Origin of the sequence: Dermacoccus sp. 147Ba (assembly GCF_004151355.1) — a bacterium.
In the GTDB taxonomy this organism is placed as follows: domain Bacteria; phylum Actinomycetota; class Actinomycetes; order Actinomycetales; family Dermatophilaceae; genus Dermacoccus; species Dermacoccus abyssi.
In genome coordinates this window covers 1-20,741 of the sequence record NZ_SEHL01000011.1, presented here as the reverse complement: position 1 = coordinate 20,741, position 20,741 = coordinate 1, and the positions used below count along the sequence as shown (strand labels likewise).

Annotated in this window: 15 protein-coding genes; 8 read left to right on the top strand and 7 right to left on the bottom strand. The window is 69.6% G+C overall.

Annotated features, from left to right (window positions below; genetic code table 11):
• Positions 1 to 13: 13 nt before the first annotated feature.
• The 4 genes from EVU97_RS13085 to EVU97_RS13070 all read left to right on the top strand — a co-directional run bounded on the left by EVU97_RS13085 (position 14) and on the right by EVU97_RS13070 (position 5,452).
• Positions 14 to 1,522 carry a cytochrome ubiquinol oxidase subunit I gene (locus EVU97_RS13085; RefSeq protein ID WP_047310644.1) on the top strand — a complete coding sequence of 503 codons (1,509 nt, stop codon included), beginning with the start codon at positions 14 to 16 and terminating at the stop codon, positions 1,520 to 1,522.
• 15 nt (positions 1,523 to 1,537) lie between these two features.
• Positions 1,538 to 2,629: a cytochrome d ubiquinol oxidase subunit II gene (gene cydB, locus EVU97_RS13080; protein WP_047310645.1), complete on the top strand. Its 1,092-nt coding sequence runs from the start codon at positions 1,538 to 1,540 to the stop codon at positions 2,627 to 2,629.
• Between the two features lie 170 nt (positions 2,630 to 2,799).
• On the top strand, positions 2,800 to 3,639 hold the full coding sequence (locus EVU97_RS13075; protein ID WP_047310646.1) for a hypothetical protein: 840 nt from the start codon (positions 2,800 to 2,802) through the stop codon (positions 3,637 to 3,639).
• A 151-nt stretch (positions 3,640 to 3,790) separates the two neighbouring features.
• A complete protein-coding gene (locus EVU97_RS13070; RefSeq protein ID WP_129666431.1) occupies positions 3,791 to 5,452 on the top strand; it encodes a dihydroxyacetone kinase family protein in 1,662 nt (553 codons plus the stop codon).
• A 63-nt stretch (positions 5,453 to 5,515) separates the two neighbouring features.
• Here EVU97_RS13070 and EVU97_RS13065 read toward each other — a convergent pair whose 3' ends face one another.
• The 5 genes from EVU97_RS13065 to EVU97_RS13045 all read right to left on the bottom strand — a co-directional run bounded on the left by EVU97_RS13065 (position 5,516) and on the right by EVU97_RS13045 (position 10,761).
• Complete coding sequence (locus tag EVU97_RS13065) at positions 5,516 to 6,139, bottom strand: hypothetical protein (RefSeq protein ID WP_047310648.1); 624 nt, start codon at positions 6,137 to 6,139, stop codon at positions 5,516 to 5,518.
• A 468-nt stretch (positions 6,140 to 6,607) separates the two neighbouring features.
• Positions 6,608 to 7,291 (bottom strand): type 1 glutamine amidotransferase domain-containing protein, encoded by a 684-nt coding sequence (locus EVU97_RS13060; RefSeq protein ID WP_129666429.1) that lies wholly within the window; start codon positions 7,289 to 7,291, stop codon positions 6,608 to 6,610.
• Between the two features lie 105 nt (positions 7,292 to 7,396).
• Positions 7,397 to 7,855: a hypothetical protein gene (locus tag EVU97_RS13055; protein WP_205744922.1), complete on the bottom strand. Its 459-nt coding sequence runs from the start codon at positions 7,853 to 7,855 to the stop codon at positions 7,397 to 7,399.
• Positions 7,856 to 7,894: 39 nt separating this feature from the next.
• Entirely contained in the window at positions 7,895 to 9,265 is a 1,371-nt protein-coding gene (locus tag EVU97_RS13050) for an NAD-dependent succinate-semialdehyde dehydrogenase (RefSeq protein ID WP_129666427.1), read from the bottom strand.
• A gap of 173 nt (positions 9,266 to 9,438) precedes the next feature.
• The gene (locus tag EVU97_RS13045; protein ID WP_205744921.1) at positions 9,439 to 10,761 is read right to left on the bottom strand and encodes a sodium:proton antiporter; all 1,323 of its coding nucleotides are present in this window, start codon (positions 10,759 to 10,761) and stop codon (positions 9,439 to 9,441) included.
• A gap of 120 nt (positions 10,762 to 10,881) precedes the next feature.
• Between EVU97_RS13045 and cydD the strand changes: the two genes are divergently transcribed.
• Both cydD and cydC read left to right on the top strand, forming a co-directional pair.
• Positions 10,882 to 12,477, top strand: a complete 1,596-nt coding sequence (gene cydD, locus EVU97_RS13040) for a thiol reductant ABC exporter subunit CydD (protein WP_129666424.1) — start codon at positions 10,882 to 10,884, stop codon at positions 12,475 to 12,477.
• Complete coding sequence (gene cydC / locus EVU97_RS13035; protein ID WP_129666422.1) at positions 12,474 to 14,165, top strand: thiol reductant ABC exporter subunit CydC; 1,692 nt, start codon at positions 12,474 to 12,476, stop codon at positions 14,163 to 14,165. Before cydD ends, cydC begins: the two co-directional genes overlap by 4 nt.
• Positions 14,166 to 14,259: 94 nt before the next feature.
• Here cydC and EVU97_RS13030 read toward each other — a convergent pair whose 3' ends face one another.
• Positions 14,260 to 14,661: a DivIVA domain-containing protein gene (locus EVU97_RS13030; protein ID WP_052946812.1), complete on the bottom strand. Its 402-nt coding sequence runs from the start codon at positions 14,659 to 14,661 to the stop codon at positions 14,260 to 14,262.
• Between the two features lies 1 nt (position 14,662).
• Positions 14,663 to 17,380, bottom strand: a complete 2,718-nt coding sequence (locus EVU97_RS13025; protein ID WP_165357970.1) for a DivIVA domain-containing protein — start codon at positions 17,378 to 17,380, stop codon at positions 14,663 to 14,665.
• 232 nt (positions 17,381 to 17,612) lie between these two features.
• Here EVU97_RS13025 and EVU97_RS13020 point away from each other — a divergent pair, with 232 nt between their 5' ends.
• Both EVU97_RS13020 and EVU97_RS13015 read left to right on the top strand, forming a co-directional pair.
• Positions 17,613 to 18,224, top strand: coding sequence for a TetR/AcrR family transcriptional regulator (locus tag EVU97_RS13020; protein ID WP_129666518.1), 612 nt, complete (start codon positions 17,613 to 17,615; stop codon positions 18,222 to 18,224).
• 46 nt (positions 18,225 to 18,270) lie between these two features.
• A partial coding sequence (locus EVU97_RS13015; RefSeq protein ID WP_240730237.1) for an MMPL family transporter occupies positions 18,271 to 20,741 on the top strand: 2,471 nt, incomplete at its 3' end.

Below are 20,741 nucleotides of genomic sequence, written 5' to 3'. Positions count from 1 at the left end.
GGGGTCACAACCGATGGATGTCCTGGAACTGGCGCGGTGGCAGTTCGCCATCACGACCGTTTACCACTTCCTGTTCGTGCCGATCACGATCGGCCTTTCGGCCCTGGTCGCCGGCTACCACACCGCATGGCTGCGCACGGGTAACACCCAGCACCTGCGCCTCGCCAAGTTCCTCGGCAAGTTGTTCACCATCAACTTTGCCCTGGGCCTCGTCACCGGCATCGTGCAGGAGTTTCAGTTCGGCATGAACTGGAGCGACTACTCGCGCTTCGTCGGTGACATCTTCGGTGCGCCGCTCGCGATCGAGGCGCTGCTCGCGTTCTTCCTCGAGTCGACGTTCCTCGGCCTGTGGATCTTCGGCTGGGGCCGCCTGCCGCGCAAGATTCACGCCGCCTGCATCTGGCTCGTGCACATCGGCACGTTGCTGTCGGCGTACTTCATCCTCGCCGCCAACTCGTTCATGCAGAACCCGGTCGGCTACCGCTTCAACCCGGAGACCCAGCGCGCCGAGCTCGTCGACTTCGGCGCCGTGCTGCTCAACAAGGTGCAGCTCGTCACCTTCCCCCACGTCGCGTTCAGCTCGTACATGGTCGGCGGCGCCGTCGCCATGGGCGTCATGCTCTGGAACCTGCGCAAGCGCACCCTCGAGGCCCGCGCGGCCGCTGACGCCGTCGAGACGGGCGGCGCGACGAAGGTCGCCCCCACCGCCGACGACCTCACGATGTACCGCAAGGCCTCGCGCGTCGGCGCCATCGTCATGCTCGTCGCGAGCCTCGGCGTCGTCGTCACCGGAGACCTCCAGGGCAAGGTGATGACCGAGGTGCAGCCGATGAAGATGGCCGCCGCGGAAGCCCTCTACGACACATACGAGAAGGACGCCCCGTTCTCGATCTTCACCGTCGGCACCCGCGACGGCAAGGAGGAGAAGTTCGCCGTCACCGTGCCGAACCTGCTCAGCTTCCTCGCCACGGGCGACTTCCACGGCAAGGTCGAGGGCGTCAACGACCTCGAACCGGAACTGCAGAAGAAGTTCAACGAGGGCAAGCTCACCTCCGCGGACAGCTACACGCCCAACATGATGTGGTCGTACTGGAGCTTCCGCTGGATGATGGGCTGGGGCGGCATCTGCATGGCCATCGGCGTGTGGGTCCTGTGGATCACCCGTAAGGGTCGCAACCCCGTCAACCGCTGGATGGGCCCCGCCGCCCTCGTCGGCGCCCTGTCCCCCGTCTTCGCCATGAGCATCGGTTGGATCTTCACCGAGATCGGCCGCCAGCCGTGGGTCGTCTACGGCGTCATGACGACGAAGCAGGGCGTCAGCCCGAGCGTCTCCGCCGGCGAGGTGCTCACCTCGATGATCGTCTACACGCTCCTCTACGGAGCACTCGCCGTGGTCGAGGTGAAGCTCTTCATGGACTACATGAGGAAGGGCGCCGAACCCGTCGCCGACGACGGGGAAGACCTGCCCGGTGGGCACTCCGACGGTTCGAAGAACGACGACGAACTCTCGTTCGCGTACTGACAGGGAAGTTGAACGATGGAACTCACCACCTTCTGGTTCATCATCATCGGCGTCCTGTGGACGGGCTACTTCGTCCTCGAGGGCTTCGACTTCGGCGTCGGCATGCTCCTGCCGGTGCTCGGCAAGGGCAAGGCGGACTCGACGGATCAGGTGACGGACCCCGTCACCGACCACATCGGCGAGAACGAGAAGCGCCGCCGCGTGCTGCTCAACACGATCGGCCCGGTGTGGGACGGCAACGAGGTGTGGCTGCTCACCGCCGGTGGCGCGACGTTCGCGGCGTTCCCGAACTGGTACGCGACGCTGTTCTCCGCGGCCTATCTGCCGCTGCTCATCATCCTCGTCGGCCTCATCGTGCGGAACATGGGCTTCGAGTACCGCCACAAGCGTGACTCGGTGGCGTGGCGCAAGGGCTGGGACACGGCAATCATCGTCGGCTCGTTCATCCCCGCGATCCTGTGGGGTGTCGCCCTGACGAACATGGTGCGCGGCCTGCCGATCAACGCCGACATGGAGTTCACCGGCAACCTCTTCACGCTGCTCAACCCGCTGTCGCTGCTCGGCGGTGTCGTGACGATGCTCGTGTTCATGACGCACGGCTGCTTCTTCGTCGCGCTCAAGACGGACGGCGCCATCCGCCACGACGCCCGTGCGCTCGCGACGAAGACGGGGCTTGCCGCTGCCGTGCTCGCCGTCGTGCTGCTCGTGTGGCTCGGCATCGAGGTCGGAACTGTGACCTCGTGGGTGACGTCGGTGCTCGTGGCTCTGTTCTTCCTCGCGGCTCTCGCGTTCAACCTGCGCGGCAAGGAGGGCGCAGCCTTCGCGGGCACGTTCGTGGCCATCGCGCTGTTCGTGCTGACGTATTTCGTCATGCTGTTCCCGAACGTCATGCCGAGCACGACGAACGCGGCCTGGTCGCTCACCACGGAGAACGCGTCGAGCTCGCACCACACGCTCGTCATCATGACGTGGGTGGCGCTCATCTTCACGCCGCTCGTGGTGCTCTACCAAAGCTGGACGTACTGGGTCTTCCGCAAGCGCATCACGACCAAGCACATTCCGGAGGCCGTCGACCCGAGCAGGCCCGACCCGATCAAGGTGCACTGAGGCTCGCCCGGTCGCACGAGGACGCCGCCGCCCGATTCGGGCGGCGGCGTTCTGATGTTCCCTGCTGGTTGCGCTGCGAAGTCGAACTGAGCGGCATCTCGAAACGGCGCACTCGGGCGCCCTCCTCCTGACAAGCTGACGCCATAGAACAGCCGGGCAACGGAGGAAAGATGACAACCAACGTCGAAGAGATCGTCGCGGCGATACGCGGTGGAAAGGGCCTGCCGTGGTCCGACGAGAAGGTCTACGAGCAGAAGGAACACTTCTTCCCTGCTACCTGGCGCGCCAAGTGGCCCGAAGGGACGCCCCTCGCGCCGTACCTGCGTTCTGCCGAGGCGGGTTCACCGGCACGGCGAGACGTGACCCGCCGCGAGATCTTCAACGCCGCCGAGAAGGTTGCAACGCCCGAGGACGCACTGGATCTCTACGTGCTCATGTGCGGCTGGGGCGCCGGTTTCCAAGGTCTGACTAGTTACCGCTGCCAGCGGCCCCTTTCCGACCCGGGGATCACGACCAAGCTGTTCGACTCCTACCAGGCCATTCGCGGCGGCGCCGACCCTGTCGACGTCTACCGCGACCTCCAGTCCGGTGGCTTCAAGATCAAGTACTTCGGCCCGGCGTTCTTCACGAAGTGGATCTACTTCCTCGGGTACGAGCTGCCTGACACAACCCACCCGAAGCCGCTGATTCTCGACTCCCGCGTTGCCACCACCCTGGGGTGGAAGTCGTGGGGGTGGACCCCCGAGGAGTACAGACAATACCTCTGCCTCGCGGCCGAAGTCGCGGAGCGTCTCGGCGTCGAGCCGCACGTCGTCGAACACGCCCTCTACGCCCTGCGTGGTGACGTCGTTATCGACGAGCCCGAGGCGGGACTGCGCTCCATCGTGGTCAACGGTGTGCCCGAGGAGGTGCGCACCCAGCTCGAACGGCAGGCAGCGGCGCATGGGCGGACCTTCGAAGACTACGTTCTGAAGGTACTCATCGACGCAACCGAACAGCCGTCGCGGTAACGCTCTGCGAGAGCAGCCGCACGCCGTCGGCAAACTCGCCACCCGCGAGGGCGCCAAAAGTGTGAAGGGGATGGTGTCCGGGCCTTGGCCCCGGCCCACCGCACAGGCATCCGCCCAACCGTTCGGGCCCCGTCCGTGCTTGCATGGACGTATGAAGAAACTCATCAACGACGCGGACGCCGTGGTTCGGGAATCGCTTGAGGGACGCGTGCTGCTTCAGCCGAACGTCAGCCTGCTCGGCTCGAGCCAGACGGTCGTTCGCACCGACCGGGTCGTGAACGATGACAACCGCGCGACGGTGCCGGTGGCGTTGATCTCCGGCGGCGGCGCGGGTCACGAGCCGGCGCACGCCGGATACGTGGCACACGGCATGCTGACGGCCGCCGTCAGTGGCGGCGTGTTCGCCTCGCCCAGCGTCGACGCGGTGCTCGACGCCATCCGCGCCGTCACCGGTGACGCCGGCTGCCTGTTGATCGTCAAGAGCTATACCGGCGACCGCCTCAACTTCGGAATGGCCGCCGAACTCGCCCGCCATGACGGCCTCGACGTCGAAATGGTCGTCGTCGGAGACGACGTGGCGCTCAGCGACGACGACACACACGCAGGACGGCGCGGTCTCGCGGGTACCGTCCTCGTCCACAAGGTAGCGGGAGCCGCTGCGGAATCCGGGAGCACACTGCGAGAGGTGCACGACGTGGCCACACGGGTGACCGGACACCTCGGCACCATGGGCGTCGCCCTCGCCCCCTGCACCACCCCCGGCGCGGACGCACCGAGCTTTGAACTCGGTGACGACGAGATCGAGCTCGGCCTCGGCATCCACGGTGAACCCGGCGTCGAGCGCACGCGCCTCACCAGCGCCGATGACATCGCACAGACGCTCGTCGGGCGGATCCTCGACGACCGCGAGATCGTCGACGGTGACCGCGTCGTCGCCCTCGTCGGCACCGCCGGCGCCACCCCGCCGAGCGAACTCGACATCGTCGCGCGGGGTGCGCACACCGCCCTGACGAATCGGGGCGTCGTCGTCGAGCGTCTCTGGGCCGGCCCGGTACTCACCTCCCTCGACATGTCCGGTGCGCACGTGTCACTCCTGCCCGTTGACGACGGTCTTCTCGACCTGCTCGACATACCCACCGCGTCGCCCGCGTGGCCGGGGTTCCCGGACGCTCGGCGCCCGGCCCTCAGCGTCGTGACGACCCCTGAATCCGCCGACCGCGCTGGGGGCCCGAAGGGCGAGGCCGACCCGTTCGTGCGCCAGGTCATCGACGCTGCCTGCGAGCGCCTTCTGCGCGCACGCACCGAACTCGACGCGGCCGACCAGCACGTCGGCGACGGCGACCTCGGATCGGCGCTCGCTCGCGGCGCCCGGGCCTGGCTCGACGACCCCGGCGAAGGCGACGCGGCCTTGTTGCTCCAGGAACTCTCCGCGCGATGCCGACGGGCGATCGGCGGCACGTCGGGCCCGCTGTACGGGATGCTTCTTCTGCGCGCCGCGCAGGCACTCGCGGACGGTGCGTCGTGGGGTGACGCTTTGCGTGCTGGCGTCACGGGCGTCCGGGAACTCGGCGGCGCCCAGCCCGGTGACGGCACGATGGTCGACGCCCTGGAGCCTGCCGCGGACGCGGCCGATTCGGGCATCGACGCCGTCGTGACGGCTGCTCGGGAGGGTGCCGCCCGAACTTCGGACGCCGTCGCCACCAAGGGGCGCGCCAGCTATCTCGGTGAGCGCGCGAAGGGGTACGAAGACCCGGGCGCCACTGCCGTCGTCATGTGGCTGGAGGCCGTGCGAGAAGCAATGTCACAGCAGTGACACGCGGTTCTTTCGTCTGAGCACGGTCGCGGAGCGTCCGCTCGCGCCGGCGCTGTTCACCGACTACCGCGGCACCTCGACGAACGTCGTCACGCGGGTGACGGCGGGGCGGCGCGGGGTGGAACTGAACCCGAAGTTCGGCTCGGGCGCGACGTCGGCCAGCGCTCCCACCGGCTCGCCCGCCCACGTGCCCTCGATGTGCTCGACGGCATGCAGATCCTGGGCGAGATAATGCTCGCGCCGCCCGTTGCCCGCCGTACCCGAGGTGCGCACGCCCGTCATCACCCGGCGCGCCACGGGGTCGATGAGGCGGGCCGTGAGCGGGTGGACGAGCGGCCCGCGCACCGGCAGCAACGGCGCAGCCAGGAGCAGTCGCCCTCCCACTGCGAGCGACAGCTGCAGCTCACCTGCCTGGACCACCCAACGCTCACCCCCGTCACGAACCGAGCGATCCACCACGACATCGACGAGCGTCACCCCATCGAACTGGTAGGTGCCCGAGACGTACTCGGCCACCTGCTCGCTCGGGGCCAGCAACTCCCGGCACCCGTCGGGGTGCGCCACCATGACGTCGGCGAACGCACCGAGGGGCGAACGCTCCCACACCCCGACGACAAAGCGCCGCCCGGACGTCGAGCCTGCGCCCGCGATGTAGCCGTCGAAGCGGTCGCGTCGGTACGTCGTCATGCCGTTCCTCCCTCAGCGAGAGCCGTGGCGCCTTCGCGCTCAGGCGCCGAGGGACCCTCCCGGTCTCGCTCAAGCCATCCCATCACGGATGTCACGGCGATGCCGTGCACGACGACGCAAGTCGACGCTGCTCAAGCTGCCCGCCGGCGCTCGTCGGCCGACGTCCGGGCGCATCGAGGTGCCGAGCACACACCTCGTCTCGCAGCGGGGTTGCTCACGACACGCCTGTCCATCAGCGCGAGCCCGGCTCTCTTCTGCGCGCTCACCTCGCTGGTCGTCCTCGTCGCGAGAATCCCCATGATGCGCGGGGCAGCGGACTGAGCCCGTTCATCTCGCACGACGAGGCGCCACGCCACGTGAGAGCCGAACCCAATCGGCCGTTCGCCGGCCGCCCGTGAAAACCGAAGGCGCCTGGACCCCACGGGGATCCAGGCGCCTTCGGAATGTTCGCGCGTCGCGCAGCCAGGCTCAGCTCAGGCGCTCGAGCAGCTTCTTGGCGAGCGCCTCGGACGATGCCGGGTTCTGACCCGTCAGCAGGTCACCGTCGACGACGGTGAACGGCTGCCAGGCGGGGCCGGTCGAGACGTCAGCGCCGAGTTCGCGCAGCCGGTCCTCCAGCAACCACTTGGCCTTGTCAGCCTTGCCGGCGGCCTTCTCCTCCTCATTCGAGAAGCCGGTGATCTTGCGTCCGGCGACGACGGGATCGCCCGCCGACGTCCGCGCCGGAAGCAGCGCCGCCGGGCCGTGGCACACGATCGCGACAGGCTTGCTGCCCTCGAGCGCGTCCGCGATGAGCTTGCCGGACGTGGCGTCCTGCGCAAGGTCTTCCATCGGGCCGTGCCCACCCGGGTAGAACACCGCGTCATAGTCGCCGAGGACGACGTCCTCGAGCTTCATGGGGTGCTGCAGGCCGTCGATCGCGTCGAGGTCAGGACGCACGTCCGCGCCGCCGTTCGCGTCGGGGGCGAGGCTGACCTCATCGGCCACCGGCGTCACACCACCGGGCGTGGCGAACGTGACCGAGTGACCTGCCCCGGTGATCAGACGGTAGGGGGTGAGAAGTTCTTCCGCCCAGTAACCCGTCGGGACGCTCGAGCCGTCGGCCAGGGTCCAGGAGCGGGCGCCGGTGACGACGAAGAGAACGTTGGACATGTCAATCTCCTTGCTGATTCAGTGCGCAGCAGCGCGTGGCGTTCGCATCGGGGCGAGTCGTCACTTGTTGTAGGTGAGGCACTTCTTGGGTGCGAAACGGTGAGATCAGCGACGCGAGCCGCGTCGGGGGAACCCAGCCGCCGACAGCGCCGCAGCGATGAGGGCGGGCTGGCCGAACAGGCGGACGAGGCGCTTGGTGTCGGTGTCGAGGCCGAAGGCGTCGTGCCGCTCGGCGTACTGGCTGATGTTGCCGGGGAAGATCGCGGCGTAGAAGGCGGCGAGCGCCACCCCCACCGCGGCGCGACGCTGCGGCAGGGTGAGCATCGCCGCACCGAGCGCGACCTCGACGACACCGGAGGCGAGGACGACGACGTCCTTGTCGATCGGAAACCAGTCCGGCACCTGCGCCTGGAAGTCCTTGCGGGCGAACGTGAGGTGCGAGACACCGGCGAACGACATGAAGGTTCCGAGGCCGAGACGGGCCACCTCCTGCCCACGGGTCGCCGGCGGGGCCGGCTCGGCAAGTGATCGGACGGATTCGATCAGTCGGGTGAAACGAGTCATGGTTGTTCCCTCCTCGCGTCGCGGGTCACGACGCATCGATCACTTGGCGACGCGGACGAGCTTCGTGTTGGCGAATTCGCCGAAGCCCCAGCGTCCGAGCTCACGCCCATAACCGGAGCGGCGCACACCACCGAATGGCACGCCGGCCTTCGTCGTGCCGTGCTCGTTGACATAGGTCATGCCCACCTCGAGGCGTCGTGCGATCTGCTCCGCCTTGTCGGTGTCCTTGCCCCAGACGGAGCCGGACAGGCCGAAGGAGGAGTCGTTGGCGAGCTCGACGGCTTCGTCGATCGAGTCGTAGGAGTAGACGACGGCGACGGGCCCGAAGATCTCCTCCTTGAAGGCGTCCATCTCACGCGTGACACCGGTGAGCACGGCGGGGGCCATCCAGGCGCCGTCCTGCTCGAGCGCCGTGCCACCCGTGCGCAGGGTCGCACCCTGCTCGACGGCGCGCTCGACCTGAGCGATCGCGTCGTCGCGAGCCTCGACCGACGAAAGCGGGCCCATGTCCGTGCCCTCGTCGTCCGGGTTGCCGACCTTCATGCCCTCGACGGTGGCGACAACGCCGTTGACGAAGTCGTCGAACATCGTCGACGGCACGAAGATCCGCTTCGGGGAGTTACAGGCCTGCCCGGCGTTGCTCATGCGCGCGGTGGCGACGGCCTTCGCCGTCTCGGCGACGTCGACGTCGTCGAGGACGATGAGCGCGTCCGAGCCACCGAGTTCGAGGACGCTCTTCTTGAGGTTCTGCGACGCGGTCTCGGCGACGGCCTTGCCGGCGCCCTCGCTACCGGTCAGGGAGACGCCGCGCACGCGCGGGTCCTCGATGATCGACGTGATCTGCTCGTTGCTGACGAACAGGTTGATGTAGGCATCCTGCGGCACACCCGCGGCGTGGAGGATCTCCTCGATCAGCTCGGCCGTGCGCGCGCAGATCGAGGCGTGCTTGAGCAGGATCGTGTTGCCGAGCATGAGGTTCGGGGCGACGAACCGCGCGACCTGGTAGTGCGGGAAGTTCCAGGGCATGACGCCCATGAGCACACCGATCGGGTCGGTGACGACGAGCGACTTCGCGTCGTCGCCGATGTTCAGCTGCTCCTCGACGAGCAACTCCTCACCGTGCTCGGCGTACCAGCGGAAGATCGACGACGCGAGCGCGACCTCACCCTGCGCCTGCGCGAGCGGCTTGCCCATCTCGGCGCCGATGACACGGGCGAGCTCGTCGGCGCGCTCGTCGTAGATGTCGGCGACCTTCGTGAGGACGGCGGCGCGCTCGGACGCGTCCGTCGTGCGCCACGTGCCGAACGCGGCGTCGGCGCGCTCGATGGCGCGGGTGACGTCAGCATCCGTCGCGGAGGTGTACTCCTTCTCGACGACGCCGGTGGCGGGGTTCTCGGTGCGGTAGGCCATGAGGTGCCTCCTGAGATCGATGAGCTCTTTCATCGATCACAACACCACCGGCCCCCAGAAGCATTCCTGCACGCAGTTTTTCACCTCGAGGGGTGAAGAAACGCGCCCGCGTGTGCGGCCCGGCCAGCCCGGCGCCGGGGGTGCAGCGCAGGCGCCGCCGGGGCGCCGGTGGATCAAGCGTCCGCGAGCGCCCGACGGTGGTTCGTGCGGTGACGTTCGAGCCAGTTCATCGCGGGCGTGACGGCGATGCCGTGGACGACGACACTCGCGATCATGACGACGGCGACCGTCGACCAGAGCCACTCCGCGCCGTCGAAGGACGCCTTCCCCGTCGCGTAGGCGACGTAGAAGACCGTGCCGATGCCGCGGACGCCGAAGAACGCCGTCACCCACCGCTCCTGCGACGTGAGGCCGACGGCGCGGTCGGTGTCGTCACGGCGACCTGCGAGGCTGATCCAGCCCGAAGCCGGGCGGATGAGGAAGATCAGCACGAGTGCGATGACGACGCTGCGCCAATCCGCGTGTGCCAGAAGCCCGTTCGTCGCCGACGCGCCGAGCAACAGCAGCATGAGCAGCGTGAGGATCTGCTCGAGCCGCTCGATGAACGAGTGCATCTCGGCGTGGTAGCTGTGGCCGCGCTCGCTGGCGCGCAGTACGAGACCACAGACGAACACGGCGAGGAAGCCGTACCCGCCCACCACCTCCGTCAGGCCGTACGCCGCCATGATGGCCGCGAGCGCCGCAAGCGGCTCCCCCGCGTCGGCGAGCCGGTACTGCTTGTGGGGCAGACGGAAGAACAGCTTGCCGAGCACCCACCCGACGAGCGCACCCGCGACGGCGCCGATGGCGACCTTGCCGATGAGATCCCAGCCGATCCATTTCAGGGCCCAGTGCGAGGGTGCGCCCTCCATCGTCCACGCGATCGCGGCGTAAATGAAGGGGAACGCGAGGCCGTCGTTGAGGCCGGCCTCGGAGGTGAGGGCGAAGCGCACCTCGTCGGACTCGTCGATCTCCTCGTCGCCGACACCCATCTCCTGCGTCTCGGGGCCGGCGACCTGGACGTCGGAGGCGAGCACCGGATCGGTCGGTGCAAGTGCAGCGCCGAGGAGCAGCGCCGTCGGCGCCGCAATGCCCATGCCCCACCCGAGCAGCGCCACCGCCGCGATGCACAGCGGCATCGCGACGCCGAGCAGACGCCACGTCGCTGCCCACGCGCGCCACGACGAGCCGTGACGCAGGCGCAGCGGGCGGTCGAGCGCGAGCCCGACGCCCATGAGCGCGACGAGGACGGTGGCCTCGGCGGCGTGGACGAGGAACGTGTTGTGCATGGCCGGGTCGAGCGAGAAGCCCTCCGGCAGCGGCATGAGACCGAACAGCACACCGACGCCGAGCAGCACAAGCGGTGTCGAGATCGGCACGCTGCGCACGAGCGTCGGGAGGAAGACGGCGAGCAGCAGCGCCACTCCGCCGAGCAGCCAGGTCATGTCGACAGCCACGCCGCCACCTCTCGTTGTTCGTCCGTGCCTCCCTGAGATTAAGGCGTGCCACATGACGACGGCCACCGTTCGCCCCATCCCGTGCCCGCGAACGCCGGCGGGTGCGGGACAATGAGACCCATGCGCCCGTTCGACCCCGCCCTGCTGCGCGCCGTGCCTGCCACCCGGCTGCCGGTCGCGCTGCTCGCCCTCATCGGAGGGCTCAGCGGAGCCGTCGCGATCGCCCAGGCCGTCGCCGTGGCGCACCTCGTCGTCGCCGTCGTCGAGGGCCACTCGTTCTGGACGCCCGGCCTGTGGGTCCTGGGCCTCTTCACCCTGCGCGGGGTGCTCAACGCATCGACCGAGACGGTGGCCGCCCACGCGGGCGCACGCATCTCCGGGGCGCTGCGCGAGGGCGCGATGCGCCGCTGGATGACGCAGACGGCGGACGAACGCCCCGGCCCCAGCGCCATGCTCACCATGGCCACGAAGGGCGCGGCCGCCGTCGAACCGTACGTCGCGCGCTACCTTCCGGCTCTCGTCACAGCTGGCGTCGTGCCGGTGTTCGCCATCGCCGCGATGCTCGTCGTGGACTGGCCGAGCGCCCTCATCGTCATCGTCACGCTGCCGCTCCTGCCGGTCTTCGCAGCGCTCATCGGCCGCTACACGCAGCGCGCCACGGCGGAACGATGGGTCGAGACGACGATGCTCGCCGGACACTTCTCCGACGTCGTCGCGGGCCTTCCGACGCTCGTGGCCTACGGACGGGGCGAGCACCAGGTCGAGCAGATCCACCGCGTCGGCGAACGTCACCGCTCGGCCACGATGCGCACGCTGCGCATCGCCTTCCTCTCCTCCGCAGCGCTCGACCTGCTCGCGACGATCTCCGTCGCCATGGTCGCCGTCGCCGTCGGCCTGCGCATGGCCCACGGCGACGTCTCGCTGCTCACCGGCCTCATGGCCATCCTCATCGCGCCCGAGGCGTACTGGCCGATCCGCCGCGTCGGGCAGGAGTTCCACGCGGCGGCCGACGGCGTAGAGGCCATCGACTCGCTCCTCGCGGACAGCGACGCCCGGCCGTGGCACGCGCCCGCCCCCGAGCAGGCCGGCGGCCTCGCGCGCGCCATGCTGAGCGGCGTCTCCTACACCTACCCCGGCCAGCAGAGCCCGGCCGTCAGCGGTGTCACCTCCGTCGTGCGCGACGGCCTCACCGCCCTCACCGGCCCGAGTGGATGCGGCAAGTCGACGCTCCTCGAAGTGCTCGCCGGCGCGCGCCGCCCGACGGCGGGGCGCCTCGAGGTGCCGAGCACGCACCTCGTCTCGCAGCGTCCGTTCATCGCGCCGATGTCGGTGCGCGCCAACCTGACGCTGGGCAACGACGCGAGCGTCGACGAGATCCGCGAGGCCATGGCCGCCACCGGCTTCGACGACGTCGTCCTCGGCATGCCCGACGGCGTCAACACCTCCCTCGGCGACGAAGGGTTCGGCCTCTCCGCGGGCCAGCGCGCCCGCCTCGTCCTGACGCGCGCGTGGCTCTCCGACGCCGCCATCGTCCTGCTCGACGAGCCCACCGCTCACCTCGACCCGGCGAGTGCTGCGGACATCCGTGAGGCGATCGTCGCGCTCGCCGCGCGCAAGCCCGTCGTCGTCGTGACGCACGACGAGGAACTCGCGGCCCGCGCCGACAACCAGTGGCGTCTCACGGCCCGCCCGATCCGCGACGAGGTGACGGCATGACCTCCGAAACGCAGGAGCGACGCCCGCTGTTCAAGCCGGTGCGCGGCGTGACGCTCGCCGGGCTCATCGGTGCGCTCGCGTTCGCGTGTGGCGTTGCGCTGACGGCTACGTCGGGCTGGCTCATCGTGCGCGCCAGCGAGCGCCCCGTCGTCCTCACCCTGCTCACCGCCATCGTCGCCGTGCGCGCGTTCGGTATCGGGCGCCCGGTTTTCCGCTACGTCGAGCGACTCGTCTCCCACAACGCCGCGCTGGCCGACCTCACGGATCGTCGAACCGCGGCCTACCGCCAGCTCGTGCCGCTCACCCCGGCGCGCCTGGGCACGAAGCGCCGCGCCGACCTTCTCTCCGGCGTCGTGCGCGACCTGGACGACGAGGTCGACATCCAGGTGCGCGTCGTCGTCCCGCTCATCACGACGGTCGGTGCCGCGCTCGTTGCCGTCGTCACGACGTTCGTCGTCCATCCGCCCGCGGGCTTCGTCGTGCTCGGCTCGGTCGTCGCGGCGGCCCTCGTGGGGTGGATCGACCTCGCGCTCGAACGCCGCGGCCAGGCGGCGTCGCTCGCGGCGCGCGGCCAGGTCGACCGGGTGGCGCACCTCGTGGCGTCCGGAGCGAACGAGCTCGGCGCCATCCGCGCCACCGACGAGCCGATGACGTGGCTCGCGTACGCGCAGAAGAACGTCGAGAAGGCCGCGTTCGCCCAGTCGCGCGGCCGCGCCGCCGGAGTGGCTCTCGCGCTCGCCGTCACGGGAGTGGCAACCCTCGCCATGGCGTGGGTTCTCGACGGCGAGGTCGAGGCCGGAACGATCAACGGGCCCTTCGCTGCGCTGCTGCTCCTCACCCCACTCGCCCTCGGCGACGTCGTCGGCCTCATCCCCGACGCCGTGGGCTCGCTCGCCCGCTCGTCCGCCGCCCGCGACCGTCTCGAAGCGCTGCTCACGCAGGAGCCGGCGGTGCGGGATTCGGGCTCGGAGGCTGCGCCGGACGAGACGGTGCCGCACCTGCGCGTGCGTGACCTGACGGCTTCGTGGACCGGCGAGAAGACCGACCTCGGGCCTGTCACCCTCGATGTCGCACCCGGTGAGCACATCGCCGTCACCGGCCCCAACGGGTGCGGCAAGTCGACACTTCTCGCCGTCCTCGCGCGCCACCTCGACCCGACCGGCGGAACGTACGCCTGGGGCGAGCGTGACGTCCGCGACCTCCCGCTGGACGCCGTGCGCGACGGCATCGCCTTCGTCGACGACGACCCGCACCTGTTCGCCGGCTCGCTGCGCGCCAACCTCCTGCTCGCCCGCCCTGACGCGGACGACACGGACGGGCTTCGCGCGCTCGAGCGCGCCGGGCTCGGGCCGTGGCTCGCGGAACTCGGCGAGGGTCTCGACACGCACCTCGGCGAATACCTCGTGAGCGCCGGACGTTCGGGGGCCGAGTCGGTGGCCACCGCCACCGAGCGCTCGATCAGCGGCGGCGAGAGGGCGCGCCTCGGCATTGCGCGGGCACTGCTCTCCGAGCGTCCCGTCATCCTGCTCGACGAGCCCGTCGCCCACCTCGACGGACCGACCGCCGACGCCGTCGTCCGCGACCTGCTCACCGCGAGCGCCGGACGCACCGTCGTCATGGTGAGCCACCACCCCATCGCGTTCGACGCGCTCGACCGCGTAATCGACCTGCCCGCCGTCACGAGCTGAGCTTCGACGGTTCCTGCGCACGAACCGCATGGCCGTCGTACGCAACGAGCCCCACACCGCGTTGGTGTGGGGCTCGTTGGTCGTTCAGTTCGGTTCAGCCACCGAAGAGCTTGCCGAAGATGCCTTTCTTCGGCTCGCTCACGGCCGAGCGTTGCGCCGTCGAGGGCGCCTGTCGCGGGGCGGACACGACCTCAGGTGCCTGCGTCGAAACGCCCCCGCGCGATTCGTACGCGCGTAGCGTCTCGCGGGCCTTGACGAGGAAAGCATCGACGCTCGCGGCGTCGTACCCTCTGCGCCCGAAACCACGCGCCCGCGTGAACGCCACGTCGTCGATCGAACGAGACGTGACCACGCCCTGACGCGGCGCGCCCTGCTCGTAGCCGCGAAGGGTGATCACAAGGGAATCGAGGAAGTCATCGACCTCGATCTCGTCGTAACCAGCCCCGCCGCGCCCTTGCTCGAACTCGACCTTGACGACGTCGTCCGACGCCAGCACGTCAGCCCTTGAAGATGCGACGCAGCAGGCCCTTGCGCGATGTGTCGTCACGCTCCGGCAGCGGCTCGGCCTTGTCGATGGGCTGCGGACGGTCGATCGACTCCGGGCGTTTCACGTCGGACGCCCGACGGTCGTCGGCGACCGGGCTCGACGCCTCGAACGACTGCTGCTCGCGCACGTCGTCGCCACCACCGGCAACGTCGAACGAACCGTCACGACGGGCGTCGTCGGCGAACGGGTCACGGTTGCCGACGCCGGGCTGCTCGAAGCCACCCTCGCGCGGCTCACGCACGCGAGCGGTCTCCTCGTTCATCGGCGCCACACGCTGCGGGCCGTCCGTGCCGCGCCCACCGAACGTTTCGGCCCGGGCCGGCTGCTCGGGGCGCTCGAAGGAGTCCCGACCAGCGTCGTCCGCGAACGGGTCACGCTCGAAGCCACCGGTCTGCGGCGGGGCAGCCTGCGGCGCCTCGCCCCGTTCGGTCGGCTGCGTCGGCAGCGGACGCTCGGTCACAGCGCTCGGCTCGGAGAACGGGTCGAACTCCCCATCGCGACGGGCGTCCTGTGCCACGGGGGCCTCGGGCGCCACCGGACGGTCATCGACGAGCGGCGCCTGCTCGGTCGGCAGAACGCCGGCGTCCGGCCCACGATCGAGATCGCTCGCCGGCATGCTCGAGCTCTCGTCGTAGGCGCCGCCCGTGCTGCGACGCGGGGAGTCACCGGCCCCGTCCTCGGGCGAGGAGTATGCGCTGTACTCGGGGTGGTACTGAGCCTCCGCCTCGCGGTCCTCATCGCTCATCGAACGGCGAGCCTCACTGCGGGGCAGCGGAACTCGACGGTCGGTGGCGCGGTAGGAGACGATCTCGGGCTGCGTGGCGATCGGGCGCTCGTCGGCGACGGCGTCACCGCCGGCCACTGTGTCGCCTTCGTACGCGTTGCTGCCCTGGAAGCGCTCGTCGGCGCGGGGGCCCTCATCCTCACCCTGGCGAAGGATCGCGCCTTCGTCGGGGTAGCGGGGGGCGCGGTCGCGGCGAAGACCGTTGTCCTCGAAGGCCCAGTTGTCACCCTGCTCGGCTGCGGCGACCGGGCGGGCCTCCTCGGCACTCACCTGCTGCGGCGGCACCGGCTCGGCGAACGTCTCGCTGTGGGCTGCAGCCGGGTCGTGGTAGTCGGCGGCGTCGTGCTCACGACGCACCGGGTCGCCGGCAGAGTCACCGGCGGGCTCGCCGTCGATACGCACGGCGTCGCGCTCGTCACGCGGGGCCCACTCGTTGCGCTCAACCTGCTCGCCCTGATCGCTGTGGCGGTGAGCGGCGTAACCTCCGGCGGCAGCACCGCCGGCAGCGGCTGCGACACCGGCGGGGCCGAAGCCCGAGGAACGCTCCTCGCGCTCGCCCTCGAAGCCACGCTCGTCACGCAGGTCTGCGTCACGACGCTCGTCCGCGAAGGGGTCGTTGCCCAGCTGCTCGTCACGTACGACGTCATCGCGGCGCTCGGCGTCGAAGCGCTCCTCAGGCGTGACCGCGGAGTCGTTCGCCAACGTGTCGCGCTCGGCCGGCGGCGCGTACGCGGCGTCGTGGGAGGTGTTCACGTCGGAACGGCCCTCCGAGCGCAGCTCACGGTTGCGGCCCGACTCGTCCGGGGCCATGATCGGCGCCTCGTCGACCGGGTCGGATCCGACCATGTTGACACCGCCCTGACGGCCGGCCCCTGCATGACCGGCGCGGTCGTCGCGCACGTCATCACGCGTGTCGGAAGCGAAGGCGTCGTCACGGCGCTCGTCGCGCTGACCGTGCGCAGCCGCGGCACCTCCGGCGGCGACAGCGCCGCCACCTGCCACCAGGCCCGCGTCGCGACCGTCGAAGCCACGCTCGTCTCGGCGCTCACGACCGTCGAAAGCGCGCTCATCGGCGACGTTCTCGTCGCGGCGGCCGTCGAACGCTGCGGCGTCCGAGACCTCGTCGACACGGACGCCGGGCTCACCGAAGCCACCCCGACGCTCGTCGGCGGGCTCGAAGCCGCGCTCGTCGTCGAAGCGCTCCTCACGCCGCGGCGCACCGCCGGCGACCGCGAGGGCCTCACCGTCACGCACGCCCCCGTCGTCGGCGAAGGCGCTGCGCGGCGAGTCCTGAAGCTCAGGCGCCGCAGGCTCTGCGTAGGCCTCCGGGCGACGCTCGTCGCGCAGGTCACGCTCGTCGACGAAACCGCGCTCGTCGTAGCGATCGTCGCGGACGTCGCCGCGCGGATCGACGTCCGCACGGTCCTCGCGGCGCTCGTACGCAGCAGCACCCGCGACACCGGCGCCGGCGGCACCTGCCGCAGCCACACCGTGACCGCCGTGTGCGCCGTGTCCACGCTCGTCGCGGACGACACCACGGTCGTCGGCCTCGACGTCACTGGGGAGTCCTGCGTCGACAGGCGCGGACGCCCGACGCACGCCGTCCTCGTAGGCACGGATGCGCTGGGCGACCCGGTCGAGCAGGTCGTCGACGTCGTCGAGGTCGTATCCACCGGCAGACTGCGGGCCGCGCTCGGAGAACACCACCTCGACGACGTCGTTGGCGCTCACGGCGTGCGACGGCATCTGGCCGCCGCGCTCGATGGCTTCGAGCGTGTCGGCGACGCGGTCGAGGTAGTCGTCGACACCGACCTCGTCATAGCCGACCTTGCCGGCGTCGGCGCGGTGGAACTGCGCCGTCCTGACCTCATGCGCGGTGATCATCTTCATATCCCCTCGGTTACGGATGCGCTGCGGGGGCAGCGGTTCTTGGTTGAGCCTAACCACGGGCGCACCTGGCCGATACCCCCTTGTTCGGAGTGTCGTCTCCCGGTGACGCGCCAAAGCGGCCCGAGCCCCGAGGCGGCGGCGCCACAGGTGTAGTTGCACTTCATAGCTCATTCGTGCAAAATTGCACTCGCATATTTGACAGTGCAAAGGAGTGGCCGTGGGTTTCATGTGGGATTGCAGCACTGACGACCCCCGAGCCCAGCGCGCCCACAAGCGGCTCCAGGAGATCCGCTCGGCGGCGTGCATCCTCGTCATCGAGCGCGGGTACGACGGCTTCACCATGGACGACCTCGCCGAGGCCGCCGGCGTCAGCCGCCGCACCCTGTTCAACTACGTGCCCGACAAGGCGTCGGCCGTCCTCGGCCCCGACGGCGTCGGGGACAACCCGCAGGTCGCGCTCTTCCGTGACGGCGGCCCCACCGGTGTCCTCATGCCCGACCTCATCCAGGCGCTCGACAGCGTCATGAGCGAGGTCGAGGATCCCTCCATGGCCAGCGATCAGCACGCCCTTGTCGAACGGGCCATCGCGAGCGACGGCAAGGTGGCCCACCTCGCGATCGAGCGGTTCACGCACCTGTCCGACACCCTGGCCACCCTGATCTGCGAGCGCGAGAAGTGGGACGCGGGCGACCTGCGCGCCCGCACGATCACTGCAACCTTCCTCGCCATCGTCAAGGTCAGCCTCGAGGAGTTCTCCCTCCGCAAGGCCGACTCCGACTTCATGACCGTCTTCCACGACGTGCTCGACGCGGATGCCGCCGTCCGCTCGATGCGCTGACACCCCACAGACCCCCCTTTCACAAAGGAGTTCCCCAGTGGCAAACATGCTCTACCGCCTCGGAAGGACGGCCTACCGCAAGTGGCCGTTCTTCCTCGTGGGGTGGCTCATCGCCCTCCTCGCGCTCGGCGGATTCGCCGCCGCGAAGTCGCGGCCGATGACGTCGCAGTTCACGATTCCCGGCATCCCCTCGCTGCAGGCCGCCGAGACGCAGAAGGAACTGTTCCCGGATCAGCCCGCCGCCGACAAGCAGGTCAACGGCCAGCTCGTCATCAAGGCACCGGCCGGGCACACCCTCGCCGAACAGCCCTACAAGGGCCAGGTCGACGAACTGATCAAGAAGGTCAGCGGCGTCCAGCAGATGCCGAAGACGAAGCTCGCCAACCCCGCCGAAGCCGGCCCCGCGATGAAGCAGCAGATCGTCGCGCAGGCCACGAAGCAGGGCACGCCCAAGGCTGTCGCGGAGAAGAACGCCGAGGCGCTCTCCCCGCTGAGCAAGGACGGCCGCATCGGCACGGTGTCGTGGAACTTCGCCGTCGACAACATCATGGACATCAAGCCCGAGACGCAGCAGAGCATCCTCGACGCGGCCAAGGCCGCCGAGAAGAACGGGCTCACCATCGCGGCCGGCGGCCAGGGCATGCAGGAGATGATGCAGCCGGGCACCACCTCCGAGCTCATCGGCATCGGCATCGCGCTGCTCGTCCTCGTCCTGACCTTCGGCTCGTTCGTCGCCGCGGGCATGCCGATCCTCAACGCCGTCATGGGCCTCATGCTCGGCATGATGGGCATCACCGGCGCCACCGCGTTCTTCGACCTGCCCGAGACGACGACCGCGCTGGCCTCGATGATCGGCCTCGCCGTCGGTATCGACTACGCGCTGTTCATCCTGTCGCGCTACCGCGCGGAGCTGCGCCACGTCGACATCAAGAGCCAGGCCGACCGTGAGCACGCCATGGGCCGCGCACTCGGCACGGCCGGTTCGGCGGTCGTCTTCGCCGGCCTCACCGTCATCATCGCGCTGTCCGCGTTCGGCGTTCTCGGTATCAGCATGCTGACGGCGATGGGTCTCGGCGCGGCCGGCACCGTCACGCTCGCCGTCATCACGTCGCTGACGCTGCTGCCCGCCCTCATGGGCATGCTCAAGACGAAGGCGTTCGCCGGTCGGGTCCGCGAGGACAAGGCCGCCGACGAGTTCGACCACGACTCGACCAACGGCTCGGTGCGCCTCGCGCGCGGTATCCGCAAGGCCCCGTGGGCGGTCGCACTCGCTGTCGTCGCGCTGCTCGCCGCCCTGGCCTCGCCGGTGCAGCACCTCCACCTCGGCCTGCCGTCCGACGCGACGGCGCAGAAGGGTACGGAGGCTCGACAGAGCGCCGACCTGCTCGCCGAGGGCTGGGGCGCGGGCAAGAACGCGCCGATGATCGCCATCATCGACGGCCGTGAGATCGACGGCGGCCAGAAGGCCCAGATGGGTGCCTACGCCAAGGTCGTCGAATGGGCGGCCAAGGACGAGAACGTGGCCAACGCACAGATCGTGCAGATGGCGAAGAAGGGCGACGGCGCCGTCGTCATGGTGACGCCGAAGACGGGCCCGGCCGACAAGGCCACCGACGAGATGCTGGAGCGTCTGCGCGACCAGCAGGCCGCCACCGAGAAGGCCACGGGCACGAAGCTCGGCATCACCGGCCAGACGGCGATCGCGGCGGACGTGTCGGAGAAGCTCGCCGACGCCCTGCCGAAGTACCTCGCCATCGTCGTCGGCCTCGCGTTCCTGCTCCTCGTGCTCGTGTTCCGTTCGATCGTCGTGCCGCTGCTCGCCACGCTGGGCTTCCTGCTCTCCGTGCTCGCGACGCTCGGTTTCACGACGAAGCTCGTCACCGACGGCACGTTCGGCATCTTCGAGCCGCAGCCGATCATGAGCTTCATGCCTACGCTGCTCATCGGCATCGTGTTCGGGCTCGCGATGGACTATCAGGTGTTCCTCACGACCCGCATGCGCGAGGCCTACGTGCACGGCACGGAAGCGCGTGACGCCGTCATCGACGGTTTCCGCCACTCGGGCCGCGTCGTCGTGGCCGCTGCTCTCATCATGATCTCGGTGTTCGCCGCCTTCGCGGCACAGGACAACGCGCTCATCCGTGAGATCGGTATCGCGCTCGCGGCAGCGATCGTGTTCGACGCCTTCCTCGTGCGCATGATCCTCGTGCCCGCCGTCATGCTCATGCTCGGCGACAAGGCCTGGTGGATGCCGAAGTGGCTCGACAAGATCCTGCCGAACGTCGACGTCGAGGGCGAGAGCCTCGCCCAGCACGGCGCTCGCCCGGGGACGCCGGCCGTGGCCGGCGCAGCTGGTTCGGCTGCGGGCACCGCTGACGCACCTGCCGCGTCGGGCTCGGTGACCGCTGGTGGCGCCACCCCGGCGTCCACGGTGGCGAAGGTCTTCGAAGGCGAGAGCCACAGCGAGCCGAAGCACCTGGCCGACGACAACGACACGGTGCGTGACGACGGCTACAA